This is a genomic window from Micromonospora globispora, from assembly GCF_003857015.1.
GTDB lineage: Bacteria > Actinomycetota > Actinomycetes > Mycobacteriales > Micromonosporaceae > Micromonospora > Micromonospora globispora.
In genome coordinates this window covers 1-11,601 of the sequence record NZ_QGGF01000459.1, presented here as the reverse complement: position 1 = coordinate 11,601, position 11,601 = coordinate 1, and the positions used below count along the sequence as shown (strand labels likewise).

Annotated in this window: 15 protein-coding genes and 1 riboswitch; of the genes, 10 read left to right on the top strand and 5 right to left on the bottom strand. The window is 74.2% G+C overall.

Going from position 1 to position 11,601, the window contains the following annotated elements; genetic code table 11:
- The 6 genes from DKL51_RS24740 to DKL51_RS35140 all read left to right on the top strand — a co-directional run.
- Positions 1 to 424: ATP-binding cassette domain-containing protein (locus DKL51_RS24740; RefSeq protein WP_124812560.1), on the top strand; the 424-nt coding region annotated here is incomplete at its 5' end.
- A 2-nt stretch (positions 425 to 426) separates the two neighbouring features.
- The gene (locus DKL51_RS24735) at positions 427 to 1,314 is read left to right on the top strand and encodes a metal ABC transporter permease (protein ID WP_109943649.1); all 888 of its coding nucleotides are present in this window, start codon (positions 427 to 429) and stop codon (positions 1,312 to 1,314) included.
- A gap of 43 nt (positions 1,315 to 1,357) precedes the next feature.
- Positions 1,358 to 1,657: an ArsR/SmtB family transcription factor gene (locus tag DKL51_RS24730; RefSeq protein WP_109943650.1), complete on the top strand. Its 300-nt coding sequence runs from the start codon at positions 1,358 to 1,360 to the stop codon at positions 1,655 to 1,657.
- Positions 1,654 to 2,046, top strand: a complete 393-nt coding sequence (locus tag DKL51_RS24725) for a Fur family transcriptional regulator (protein ID WP_109943651.1) — start codon at positions 1,654 to 1,656, stop codon at positions 2,044 to 2,046. The genes DKL51_RS24730 and DKL51_RS24725 overlap by 4 nt, the downstream gene beginning before the upstream one ends.
- 48 nt (positions 2,047 to 2,094) lie before the next feature.
- Entirely contained in the window at positions 2,095 to 2,562 is a 468-nt protein-coding gene (locus DKL51_RS24720; RefSeq protein WP_260428657.1) for a hypothetical protein, read from the top strand.
- A gap of 119 nt (positions 2,563 to 2,681) precedes the next feature.
- Complete coding sequence (locus DKL51_RS35140; RefSeq protein ID WP_165823057.1) at positions 2,682 to 2,849, top strand: hypothetical protein; 168 nt, start codon at positions 2,682 to 2,684, stop codon at positions 2,847 to 2,849.
- 65 nt (positions 2,850 to 2,914) lie between these two features.
- Here DKL51_RS35140 and DKL51_RS24715 read toward each other — a convergent pair whose 3' ends face one another.
- From DKL51_RS24715 to DKL51_RS24695, 5 genes are all read right to left on the bottom strand, one after another.
- A complete protein-coding gene (locus DKL51_RS24715; RefSeq protein WP_423790647.1) occupies positions 2,915 to 4,912 on the bottom strand; it encodes an acyl-CoA dehydrogenase family protein in 1,998 nt (665 codons plus the stop codon).
- A 201-nt stretch (positions 4,913 to 5,113) separates the two neighbouring features.
- The gene (locus DKL51_RS24710) at positions 5,114 to 5,617 is read right to left on the bottom strand and encodes a DUF6328 family protein (RefSeq protein ID WP_109943654.1); all 504 of its coding nucleotides are present in this window, start codon (positions 5,615 to 5,617) and stop codon (positions 5,114 to 5,116) included.
- Between the two features lie 108 nt (positions 5,618 to 5,725).
- Entirely contained in the window at positions 5,726 to 6,475 is a 750-nt protein-coding gene (locus DKL51_RS24705; protein ID WP_109943655.1) for a sugar isomerase domain-containing protein, read from the bottom strand.
- Entirely contained in the window at positions 6,472 to 6,783 is a 312-nt protein-coding gene (locus tag DKL51_RS24700) for an AAC(3) family N-acetyltransferase (protein WP_423790646.1), read from the bottom strand. Before DKL51_RS24700 ends, DKL51_RS24705 begins: the two co-directional genes overlap by 4 nt.
- Before the next feature lie 195 nt (positions 6,784 to 6,978).
- Positions 6,979 to 7,803 (bottom strand): alpha/beta fold hydrolase, encoded by an 825-nt coding sequence (locus tag DKL51_RS24695; protein WP_109943657.1) that lies wholly within the window; start codon positions 7,801 to 7,803, stop codon positions 6,979 to 6,981.
- A gap of 98 nt (positions 7,804 to 7,901) precedes the next feature.
- A riboswitch (TPP riboswitch) is annotated at positions 7,902 to 8,008 on the top strand.
- 74 nt (positions 8,009 to 8,082) lie between these two features.
- Between DKL51_RS24695 and DKL51_RS24690 the strand changes: the two genes are divergently transcribed.
- From DKL51_RS24690 to DKL51_RS24680, 4 genes are all read left to right on the top strand, one after another.
- Positions 8,083 to 8,673 (top strand): ECF transporter S component, encoded by a 591-nt coding sequence (locus DKL51_RS24690; protein ID WP_109943681.1) that lies wholly within the window; start codon positions 8,083 to 8,085, stop codon positions 8,671 to 8,673.
- A gap of 105 nt (positions 8,674 to 8,778) precedes the next feature.
- The gene (locus DKL51_RS24685; RefSeq protein ID WP_109943682.1) at positions 8,779 to 10,194 is read left to right on the top strand and encodes an ABC transporter ATP-binding protein; all 1,416 of its coding nucleotides are present in this window, start codon (positions 8,779 to 8,781) and stop codon (positions 10,192 to 10,194) included.
- Entirely contained in the window at positions 10,191 to 10,349 is a 159-nt protein-coding gene (locus tag DKL51_RS35135; protein WP_165823058.1) for a hypothetical protein, read from the top strand. Before DKL51_RS24685 ends, DKL51_RS35135 begins: the two co-directional genes overlap by 4 nt.
- A gap of 112 nt (positions 10,350 to 10,461) precedes the next feature.
- On the top strand, positions 10,462 to 11,262 hold the full coding sequence (locus DKL51_RS24680; RefSeq protein ID WP_109943658.1) for an energy-coupling factor transporter transmembrane component T family protein: 801 nt from the start codon (positions 10,462 to 10,464) through the stop codon (positions 11,260 to 11,262).
- Positions 11,263 to 11,601: the final 339 nt, after the last annotated feature.

Below are 11,601 nucleotides of genomic sequence, written 5' to 3'. Positions count from 1 at the left end.
TCCTGCGCCCGGACGGGCGGCGGTCGACGCGGCGCTGCGCGCGGTCGGGCTCGCCGACCGGGCCGGTGACCCGGTCGCCACCCTCTCCGGCGGTCAGCAGCAGCGCACCCTGATCGCCCGGGCGCTGGCCGGTGAGCCGGAGCTGCTGGTCCTCGACGAGCCGACCGCCGGGGTCGACGCGGCCAGCCAGGAGGCGTTCGCCGGGGCGTTGCGCGGGTTCCTCGACGGCGGCGGCACCGTACTGCTGGTCGCCCACGAGCTGGGCCCACTGCGGCCGCTGATCAGCCGCGCGGTCGTCGTCCACGAGGGCGGGATCTGCCACGACGGCGCCGTGCCGGAGCCCGCCGGCCACCACGCGGAACCTGACCACGACCACGTGCACCCGCACGGTCCCGAGGAGCCCGCCGGGCTGTGGAGCAGTTGAGCATGGACCTCTTCCAGTACGACTTCATGCTGCGCGCCCTGGTCGGCGCCCTGGTCATCGGGCTGGCGGCGCCGGCGCTCGGGATCTACCTGGTGCAGCGGCGGCTGGCGCTGATCGGCGACGGCATCGGGCACGTGGCGCTCACCGGGGTCGGCGCCGGGCTGCTGCTCAACCGCTCCCCGGTGCTGGTGGCGGTGATCGCGGCGACGCTCGGCGCCATCACCATCGAGCTGGTCCGCGCCCGCGGCCGCACCTCCGGCGACCTGGCTCTGGCGCTGCTCTTCTACGGCGGCATCGCCGGCGGCGTGATGCTGGTCGGCCTTTCCAACGCCAGCAACGCCTCGCTCAACGCCTACCTCTTCGGGTCGCTGACCACCACCTCACCGGCCGACCTGACCACCATCCTGGTGCTCGGGGTGGCGATCCTGGTGACCATGCTGGCGCTGCGCCCGGCGCTCTTCGCGATCTGCCACGACGAGGAGTACGCCCGGGTCTCCGGCCTGCCGGTCCGGGCGCTCAACCTGCTGCTCGCGGTGACCACCGCGGTGACCGTCACCATCGCCATGCGGGCGGTGGGCGTGCTCCTGATCAGCGCGCTGATGGTGGTGCCGGTGGCCACCGCGCAGCAGGTCACCCGCGGGTTCCGCAGCACGATGGCCGCCGCGATGGCCCTCGGGCTCTTCGCCGCCGGGGCGGGGATCTGGGTGGCCGCCACCGCCGACACCGCGCCCGGCGCCTCTGTGGTCCTGCTCGCCATCGCGTCGTTCCTGGTCGTCGCGCTCGGCGCGGCCGGCTGGCGGGCGCTGCGCCGACGTACCGGCCCGGCTGCCGTGCCCGCCGCCGAACCGGGCGAGCCGGTCGCCGAGCCGCACGAGGTGGTGCTCGGGTGAGCCGGCCCCGGCCCGCCCTGCTGGCATTGGTTACCGTTACAGCGTGACCGGCACGAACGGGTACGACGCCTTCGAGGGCGCGGGTGAGCTGCTGCGCGCGCTGTCGGCGCCCATCCGGCTGGCGATCGTGAGCGAGCTGGCGCAGGGTGAACGGTGCGTGCACGAGCTGGTGGAGAAGCTCGGCGCCCCGCAGCCGCTGGTCTCCCAGCATCTGCGGGTGCTGCGCGGGGCCGGCGTGGTCCGCGGTTCCCGGCGCGGTCGCGAGATCGCGTACGCCCTGGTGGACGAGCACGTCGCGCACATCGTCGCGGACGCGGTCAGCCACGCCGGGGAGGGGCCGTGACCGAGGGGACGCTCCGGAACACGCGGCAGCGGACGGCCGTGAGCGCGCTGCTGGCCGAGGTGGAGGGCTTCCACAGCGCCCAGGACCTGCACGCGATGCTGCGGGAGCGGGGCGAACGGGTCGGTCTCACCACCGTCTACCGGACGTTGCAGGGGCTGGCCGACGCGGGCGAGATCGACGTGATGCGCCTGCCCGGCGGCGAGCACCTCTACCGGCGGTGCAGCGAGGGCCATCACCACCACCTGGTCTGCCGGGCCTGCGGCCGGACGGTGGAGGTGGCCGGGCCGGCGGTGGAGAGCTGGGCCGAGCGGGTCGCCGCCCAGCACGGGTACGCCGACGTCAGCCACACCCTGGAGATCTTCGGCACCTGCCCGGACTGCGCCGGCTGAGAAAACTGAGCCGTGCCGAGGCGGCCGGAGCGTGGCACGCTGTCCGGCGTGAAGATCTACGCTGACCGTTTTCCCACCGCCCTCCGTCAGCTGCTCACCGACCTGCTGGTGGTCGTCTGGGTGTACGCGGCGATCCGCTTCGCGCTCTGGCTGCACGACCTGGTGCAGAAGCTCGCCGTACCCGGACAGAAGCTGGAGGGGGCCGGCAGCGGCCTCGCCGACAACCTGGCCGACGCCGGCGGCAAGGTCGGCCGGGTGCCGCTGGTCGGCGACGAGCTGACCGCCCCCTTCACCAGGGCCGCCGACGCCGCCCGGGCGGTCGCCGACGCGGGCCGCGACCAGCAGGAACTCGTCGGCCAGCTGGCGCTCGCGCTGACCATCGCGGTGCTGGTCTTCCCGCTCGGCCTGGTGCTCTTCGGCTGGCTGCCACTGCGAGTGCGCTGGATGCGCCGGGCCGGCGCGGTCGCGACCTCCTCGCGCTGCGCGCGCTGGCCGGCCAGCCGCTCGGCAGGCTGACCCGAATCGCGCCCGACGTGGCGGAGGCCTGGCGGCGCGGCGACGACGACGCCGTGGACGCGCTCGCCGCGCTGGAGCTGCGCAGCCTCGGGCTGAGGTCCGGTCGGTAGGGTGTCCCGGTGCTCTACTTCCTGATCGTCGTCGCCGTGCTGCTGCTCGTGTACGCGGGCGTCCTGGTGAGCTACGTCCGCAAGGGCCGCCGGATCCCACCGGCCGCCTACCTGGTGCTGGCCGGGCTGAACGGGCTCATCCTTGCCGCCGTGATCGCGTGGGCCGTCGCCCGCTGACCCCGGCTCCCGGCTCCCGGCTCCCGACCGGCGAGCCGCCACCGGCCGGAGGCGGCCGTACCCGCCTACCCCGCTGGTGGGATCCGCCGTCGGACGTCCTCGGCGGTCGACGGGCCCGGGGTCCAGCGGGCCACCCAGGGGGCGTCCGCCGGCGGGGTGACCACCCCCTCCTCCAGGGCGGCGTACCGGCCGGCGAGGATGCGCTTCGCCGCCGCCACGTCCTGGGAATCGGTGTTGGACCAGAGCCCGGTGAACAGCTCGTCGATCCGCAGCCGGGCCTGCCGGCAGAACAGGTCGGCCAGCTCGACGTTCTCCGGGTGGGCTTCCCGCTCGGCGATCGCCCGGACGCAGACCGCCGAGATCGCGAACAGCTCCGCGCCGATGTCCACCACCCGGCCGAGGAACGCCTGCTTGCGCTCCATCTTCCCCTGCCAGCGGGACATCGCGTAGAACGTCGACCGGGCCAGCTTCCGCGACGTGCGCTCGACGTGCCGCAGGTGGCCGGCGAGCGGCCCGAACTCCCCGTACGCCCCGGGGGCCTGCCCCTTGCCGACGGCGAGGGTGGGCAGCCACTTCGCGTAGAAGGCGCCGGCCCGGGCGCCCGCCTTCGCCTTGCGGCCGAGCCCGGCGTCCGGGTCGATGATGTCGCCGGCCACCGAGAGGTGTGCGTCGACCGCCTCCCGGGCGATCAGCAGATGCATGATCTCGGTGGAGCCCTCGAAGATCCGGTTGATCCGCAGGTCCCGCAGGAGCTGCTCGACCGCGGCCGGACGCTCGCCCCGGGCGGCCAGCGAGTCGGCGGTTTCGTAGCCGCGGCCGCCCCGGATCTGGATCAGCTCGTCGGCGATCTTCCAGGCCATCTCGCTCGCGTAGAGCTTGACCAGCGCCGCCTCGATCCGGATGTCGTTGCGGTCGTCGTCGGCGAGCAGGCAGCAGAGGTCCAGCATGGACTCCATGCCGTACGTGGTGGCCGCGATGAAGGCCAGCTTCTTGGCGACCGCCTCGTGCTCGCCTACCGGGCGGCCCCACTGGACCCGGTCGGCGGCCCACTCGCGGGCCACGTTCAGCGACCACTTGCCCGCGCCGAGGCACATCGCCGGCAGCGACAGCCGACCGGTGTTCAGGGTGGTCAGGGCGATCTTCAGCCCCTTGCCCTCGCCGCCGATGACGTTCTCCTTCGGCACGAACACGTCGTGGAAGCGGGTGAGGCTGTTCTCCAGGCCCCGCAGGCCGACGAAGGCGTTGCGGCGCTCCACCGTGATGCCCTCGCTGTCGCCCTCGACCACGAAGGCGGTGATCCCGCCGCGCCGCCCCTCGGCCGCCGGCACCCGCGCCATCACCACCAGCAGGGTGGCGACCGTGCCGTTGGTGGCCCAGAGCTTCACCCCGTTGACCCGGTACCCGCTGCCGTCCTCGGTCGGCTCGGCGGTGGTGGCCAGCCGGGCCGGGTCGGAGCCGACGTCCGGCTCGGTGAGCAGGAACGCGGAGACCTCACCGGCCGCGAGCCGGGGCAGGAACCGCTGCTTCTGCTCGGGCGTCCCGAACATCTTCAGCGGCTGCGGCACCCCGATCGACTGGTGCGCGGAGAGCAGCGCGCTGATCGCCGGGTTGGCCGAACCGACCCGCATCAGCGCCCGGCAGTAGTGCAGGTTGCTCAGCCCGAGCCCGCCGTACTTCCGGTCGATCTTCATGCCGAAGGCGCCGAGCCGGGCCAGCCCGTGGAACACCTCGTCCGGGATGCGCGCGTCCCGCTCGATGGCCGCACCGTCCACCTCGGAGTCCAGGTACGCGCCGAGGTCGGCGAGGAACGCCTCGGCCCGCTGCACGTCGTCGGGGTCGGACTGCGGCCACGGGTTGATCAGGTCGAGCCGGAACCGGCCGAGGAAGAGTTCCTTGCCGAAGCTGGGCCGGTCCCAGGCCGCCTCGCGGGCCGCCTCGGCGACCTGGCGGGCCTCCTTCTCGGAGACCTGACCCGCCTCGCCGGGCAGCGGCCCGACCCCACCCGCCTCGTCGATCGCCGCGGCGGAGCCGGCCGGTGGGCTGGTGTCGTCGATCGGGGGCATCTTGCCGGTCGGACCACCCGCTCCGGCTGCGCCCGCTCCGTCGGGTCGGCTGTTCTGTGTCGTGGTCACGGCTGCCCCCTCGAACCTCGGTCCGGCTGCGTCAACGTGCGCGACAGAACTGACGCTACTCCCGGGTGTTACCCAGCGGTAGCGTTTGGCGCACGTCCGATTTGGCGAGGTGTCCGGCCCGCTTCTCGCGGTTCAGTCGCCGGGGAGGACGTCCGGGTCGTCATCGTCGTCGTCGATGTCGTCGTCGCCCCAGCCGCGCCGGATGAAGGGCAGCACCGCCCAGAAGGTGAGGAACCACACCGCGGTGAGCGCGCTGAGCACCAGGGCGAAGGAGCGGTGCAGCACGAAATCGGTCACCAGCAGCACCGCGCTGACCATGGAGACCAGCATGAAAGCGAGGCCACCGCTGGCCATCCGGTGGGCGTACCGGACCAGCTCCGGCTTACGACCCTGCCGGAACAGCGCCCGGTGGAACGCGACCGGCGAGATGATCAGCGCGGCCGACGCGGCGGCGGCGAGCAGCGCGACGATGTAGACGTCCTTCTGGAAGCCGCTGGTCCGGGTGAAACCGTTGCTGAACGGCAGGGTGAGCAGGAAGGCGAAGAGGATCTGCACCCCGGTCTGCGCCACCCGCAGCTCCTGCAGCAGGTCGGCGAAGTTGCGCTGCCAGCGCTGCTTCTCGGTTTCCTTGGACACGCGCTACCTCCGCGGAAGACGGTACTGCCGGCGGGGACCGCCCCGTCGGCAGCAAGGCTTGTGCCCCGTCGGCGGCGCGCCGAAACCGGTTCATGATCGCCGTTCGGCTTACGCCCCCCGGCGGATCCGACCGGCGTAGCGGGCCTCCAGCTCGGCGTTGTGCTCGTCGCCGCCGGTGATGTTCGCGGAGAGGTAGACCGGGGGCCGCTCCCCCGCCGCGATCAGCCGGGCCACCACCTCCGCCACGATCTGCTGGGCCAGCAGCGCGGCGGTGATCGAGGAGACCGCGCCGACCGCGCCGCCGCCGGGCAGCGGAAGGGTCGCATCGCCGTACGGGGCGCCGTTGTCGAGCACCACGTCGGCGAAGTCGGCCAGCTTGCGACCCGACGGGTGCCGGGAGGTCATCCGGCCGGAGTGCTCCGCCGAGGTGATCGCCACCAGGCCGTGCCCCCGCTCCTTCACCAGGGACGCGAACTCCACCATCGCGCCGTTCACCCCGGAGTTGGAGGCGAGCACGAAGACGTCCTGCGGGCGTACCGGGGCCAGCTCGTAGAGGCGGTGCGCAACGGCCGGGTCGCGTTCCAGCTTGGGGCCGAGCACGTCGGCCGGCTCGCCGCCGTACAGCACCAGGTCACGCAGGGCGATCCGGTTCGTGGGTACCAGCCCACCGGCCCGCCCGGCGATCTCCATGGCGAGGGCCTCCGAGTGGCCGGTGCCGAAGGCGTGGATCACCCCGTCGGCGCGCAGCGACTCCGTGATCAGGTCGGCGGCCCGGCCGACCGCCTCCCGCTGGGCGGCGGCCACCCGGCCGATCGTCTCGATCACCACCGCCAGGTACGCGTCGGCGCTCACCGTCATGACTCCTCCGTCCGTCGGTTGCGGGCCAGCCAGTCGACCGCGAAGTCGACCGCCGCCCGCTGCCTCATCAACCGGCCCGTTCCATCGCCGACCGGCCCCAGCCGCACCGCGCCGGTGGTCTCGAGGTCGGTGCCGAGCCGGGCGAAGTCCTCCTCGTCCAGCCGCACGTCGTCCCACCACACCCACTCCCGGCCGCCGTCGCCGGTCAGCACGGCGGCGCCGCAGCGCTGCCGGGGCGGCGCCGGTCGGCGGTACTCGGCGAGGTGCAGCGAGGTGTTGGAGCCGTGGTCCACGCCGAGCAACAGCACGTCGGCGTCCAGGTCGTAGAGCCGGGCCAGCGGGGAACCCTCGCCGAGCCACCGCCTCCGGGCCGCCGCAGAGGAAGCCCAACGGGCGCATCGCCGCGTGCACCAGGACGACCCCGCCGGGGCGTACGCCGAGCTGCCGGAGCTGCGCGGCCAGCGACCCGCGGGTGTGCGGCCGGGCCGACGCGGGCGCCGCGATCACCCGGCCACCCGGGCGAGGATCGCCTCGGCCAGCGGCCCGGGCGCCTCGTCCGGGATCCAGTGCGTCACGCCGGAGAGCTGCACGAAGCGGAAGTCCCCCGTGACGTGGGCGGCGCACGCCTCGGCGGCGGTCCGGCCGATCGCGATGTCCCGGTCGCTCCAGACGAAGGTGGTCGGCACGCCCACCGGCCCCACCGCCTTCATGTCGGCCCCCGTCATCGCCCGGTACCAGTTCAGCGCGGCGGTCAGCGCGCCCGGCTGGCGCATCGGGTCGGCGTAGCGGGCCACCCGGGCGGCGTCGCCGACCCCGCCGAGCATCTTCCGCAGCGCGGTGGCATTGAGCGCGAGCAGCACCTTCTCCGCCTTGCCCGGCTTGCGGAACAGCGCGATGTAGGCGGAGCGGGCCTTCTGCTGCGGGTCGGTGGCGAGCGCGTGCCCCATCGCCGCCGGGTGCGGCACCGACACGGCGGTCAGGGTGCGGACCCGCGCCGGGTGCGCCGCCGCCAGCCCCCACGCCACGATCGCGCCCCAGTCGTGCCCCACCACGTGCGCGGCCTCGACCCCGAGCGCGTCGAGCACGCCGGCCGCGTCGGCCACCAGCTCCGGGATCCGGTACGCCTCGACCGCCGCCGGCCGCGCACCCGGCGAGTACCCGCGCTGGTCGAGGGCGTACGTGCGCAGCCTGGCGGCGTGCAGCGCCGGAACCACCTCGTCCCACTCGCCGCCGTGCTGCGGGAAGCCGTGCAGCAGCAGGACGGGTACGCCGGTCTCGGGGCCGCCGGTGCGTACCTCGAACGTCAGACCTCGCGCGTCGACCCGCATGATCGGCAGCCTACCCACCGCACCGCGGCGCGGCCGGACCGCGAGCGCCCTGCTAGGCCGGTACGGGCGGTCGGTGCTAGCGTCTGCCGAGACAACTTCACATCCGACAGGGGAGCGCACAGCGCTGAGAGTGCGGGCCGGTGCCCGCAGACCCTCGAACCTGATCTGGGTAATGCCAGCGCAGGGAGTTCGGTCGACCTCCAGCCGCGCCGCCGTCCGGTGACACCGGACGCGGCGTGCGTCTTCTCCTGGTTCGTCTTCACTGGACTGGGAGTCAGCATGAATCACACCGACAGCAACCGCTGGCGCACGATCGACATCGTGGTCGCCTCGGTGATCGCCGTCGCTTTCGGCGTCATCTTCTGGGCCTGGGGCCTGGTCTGGAGCGCCACCGAAGGCGCCTTCGCCTTCTTCCCCCCGGCGCAGACGCTGATCTACGGCGTCTGGCTGATGCCGGCCGTGCTCGGCGGCCTGGTCATCCGCAAGCCCGGGGCCGCGCTCTACTGCGAGACCGTGGCGGCGATCATCTCCGCGCTGTTGGGCAGCCAGTGGGCGGGCACGGTCATCCCGCAGGGCATCGTCCAGGGCCTCGGTGCGGAGCTGGCCTTCGCGGCGTTCCGGTACCGCTCGTTCAAGCTGCCGACCGCGGTGCTCGCCGGTGCGTTGACCGGCCTCAGCGCGGCGCTCTTCGACTTCTTCGTCTGGAACGCCACGTACGACCTGACCAGCTACCGGCTCCCCTACGCCCTGCTGACGATCGTCAGCTCCACCGTCATCGCCGGCGTCGGCGGCTGGCTGCTGACCCGCGCCCTGGCGGGCACCGGCGTGCTGGATCGCTTCCCCGCCGGCCGCGAACGCGCCGCCGTCTGACCCAGCCGAGTCGATCATGGAGTTGACGGCGATGGTGATCTCCGGAAGTGCCGCCAACTCCATGATCAACCGGGCAGGGTGGTCCGGGAGGGGGTGCGCGGGACGGTGAGTGCCGTGGAGCTGCGCGGGTTCGGGTGGCGACATGCCGGGCGGAAACGCTGGGCGGTGCGCGGGGTGGACCTGCGCATCGAGGCCGGCGAGCGGGTGCTGCTGCTCGGGCCGTCCGGGGCGGGCAAGAGCACCCTGCTCGCCGCCCTCGCCGGGCTGCTGCCCGAGGACTCCGGTGAGCAGGAGGGCACCGTCGAGATCGACGGGCTCGACCCACGCAAGGCCCGGGAGCGGGTCGGCATCGTCTTCCAGGACCCGGAGGCCCAACTGGTGATGGCCCGCTGCGGCGACGACGTCGCGTTCGGGCTGGAGAACCGGGGCGTACCGCCCGAGGAGATCTGGCCGCGGGTGGACGAGGCGCTGCGCCGGGTCGGCTTCCCGTACCACCGGGGCCGGCTCACCGCCGCGCTCTCCGGCGGCGAACAGCAGCGCCTCGCCCTGGCCGGCGCGCTCGCCCTGCGACCGGCGCTGCTGCTGCTCGACGAGCCGACCGCCAACCTGGACCCGGCCGGCGCGGCGCTGGTCCGGGAGGCCGTCGCCAGTGCCCTCGACGCCGACACCACGCTGATCCTGGTCGAGCACCGGGTCGCCGAGGCACTGCCGCTGGTCGACCGGGTGGTCGTCCTCGAACCGGGCGGCGGGGTCCGCGCCGACGGACCACCCGAGGCGGTCTTCGCCGCGCACGGCGACGCGCTCGCCGCCGAGGGGGTCTGGGTGCCGGGTCGCACCATCCCGCCCCGGCACGCGACCGCGCCGCCCGGGGACCTGCTGCTCACCGCCGACCGGCTCGGCCTTCCGCCGCGGCTGGCGCCGACCGATCTTCCGGTACGCGCCGGCGAGGCGCTCGCCATCCTCGGCCCGAACGGCGCCGGCAAGTCCACCCTGGCCCTGCTCCTCGGCGGCCTGCTCCGCCCCGGCACGGGTACCGCCACCGCCACCGCCGAGCTGGCCGGCCGGGACGCCCGCACTCCCCCGCACCGCTGGCGGGCACCCGACCTGGCCCGGCGGATCGGCTCGGTCTTCCAGGATCCCGAGCACCAGTTCGTCACCGGGACCGTCCTCGACGAGCTGGCGCTCGGTCCACGTCGGACCGGCCGGAGCGAGGCGGCGACGAAGGCCACCGTGGACGGGCTGCTGGAGCGGCTGCGGCTGGCCCGACTGGCCGGCGCCAACCCGTACACGCTCTCGGGTGGGGAGGCGCGGCGGCTGAGCGTGGCGACCGCCCTGGCCACCGCGCCCCGGCTGCTGATCTGCGACGAGCCCACCTTCGGCCAGGACCGACGGACGTGGTTGGAGCTGGTCGACCTCTTCGCCGAGCTGCGCGACGCCGGACACGGTGTCGTCACGGTCACCCACGACGCGGACTTCGTCGCCGCGCTCGCCGACCGGACCGTCACCCTGGAGCGGCCATGACCGGCACGGTGCCCACCCCGACCGCCGCTCCGACGCCCGTCGCCGTGCCCGGTGCCCGACCCGGCCGCACCGTCACCGTGCCCGGCGCCCGGCCCGGCCACACCGCCGTGCCCGGCGCCCGGCCCGGCCACACCGTCACCCTGGAACGCCCGTGATCGCCGTCAGCCTCGACCGGGGACGGGCGGCCACCGCGGGACCGGTCGCCGCCGCCGGCCGACCGCTCGCCGGAGGAAGCACCGCCGACGCCCGCGCCACCGAGGACCCATCATGATCAGCATCGAACCCGTCGCCGCGCCCGGCGCCCCGCTGGCCCGGCGCAACCCGGTGGCGAAGGTGGCGGCGGCGCTGGTCTTCTCGTTCACCCTGGTCGCCACCCTGGACCCGGTGGCCCCGGCGCTGGCGATTGCGATCGAGCTGGCGGTGCTGCCGCTGTTCGGTATCCGGTACCGGGTGTTGGCCCGGCGGGCCTGGCCGTTGCTGGCCAGCGCCGGCGGCATCCTGGTCACCCTGGTGCTCTTCGCCGCCGACCGGTCCGGCCGGGTGCTGGTCGAGGCGGGCCCGGTGCTGGTGACCTCCGGGGTGCTGCTCACCGCGCTCGGCCTGGTGCTACGCATGCTCGCGGTGGCGCTGCCCGGCGTGATCGTCTTCGCCACCACCGATGCCACCGACCTGGCCGACGCCCTGATCCAGAACACCAGGGCGCCGGCCCGGTTCGCCATCGGCGCGCTGGCCGCGTTCCGGCTGGTGCCGCTGCTCGAGCAGGAGTGGGAGACGATCAGCATGGCCCGGCGCGCTCGGGGCGTGGACGCCGGGCGGAACCCCCTGGCCAAGCTGCGACTCTTCGTCTCGACCGCGTTCGCGCTGCTGGTCGGGGCGATCCGCCGCGGCACCCGGCTGGCGGTGGCGATGGACGCCCGCGGCTTCGACGCGGGCACCCCGCGGACCGTCGCCCGGCGGCAGCGCTTCACCACCGGGGACGCGCTGCTGATCGCCGGGGCTGCCGCGCTGGCCGGAGCCGCACTGACGACCAGCGTCCTGCTCGGCACCTTCCGCCCGTTGATCGGCTGAGGGCCAGCATCAGCGGCGCCACCCCACCCTGATACGCCTGCACCCGGTCCCGCACGCCCCGCTTCGGGGAAGACGCGGCTGGTCGTCGATCCGGACCGAGACCCGCATCGGCCGGTCCCGCAGTGCTTCGCGGCCCCCATGACGCGGGGGGCGGCGTCGCGGCTACCTGGCGCGGCCCGCGCACCGGCGTCCGGTTGTCGCGCCGCACGGCTCCGGGGGTGCAGTTGTTGTCGCCGGAGCGACAACAACTGCACCCGGACCGTCAGCTGCGGCGGAAGGCGTACCGGCGGGTCTGGCCGGCCCGCGACGCCCGCTTCGCCGCTGGCTCTTATACACATC

Bases quoted from the DNA above. Each gene is read 5' to 3' on its own strand.
- DKL51_RS24690 (WP_109943681.1), top strand. From the start codon at position 8,083: ATGAATCACACCGACAGCAACCGCTGGCGCACGATCGACATCGTGGTC.
- DKL51_RS24715 (WP_423790647.1), bottom strand. From the start codon at position 4,912: ATGCCCCCGATCGACGACACCAGCCCACCGGCCGGCTCCGCCGCGGCG.
- DKL51_RS24705 (WP_109943655.1), bottom strand. From the start codon at position 6,475: ATGACGGTGAGCGCCGACGCGTACCTGGCGGTGGTGATCGAGACGATC.
- DKL51_RS24695 (WP_109943657.1), bottom strand. From the start codon at position 7,803: ATGCGGGTCGACGCGCGAGGTCTGACGTTCGAGGTACGCACCGGCGGC.
- DKL51_RS35135 (WP_165823058.1), top strand. From the start codon at position 10,191: ATGACCGGCACGGTGCCCACCCCGACCGCCGCTCCGACGCCCGTCGCC.
- DKL51_RS24735 (WP_109943649.1), top strand. From the start codon at position 427: ATGGACCTCTTCCAGTACGACTTCATGCTGCGCGCCCTGGTCGGCGCC.
- DKL51_RS24680 (WP_109943658.1), top strand. From the start codon at position 10,462: ATGATCAGCATCGAACCCGTCGCCGCGCCCGGCGCCCCGCTGGCCCGG.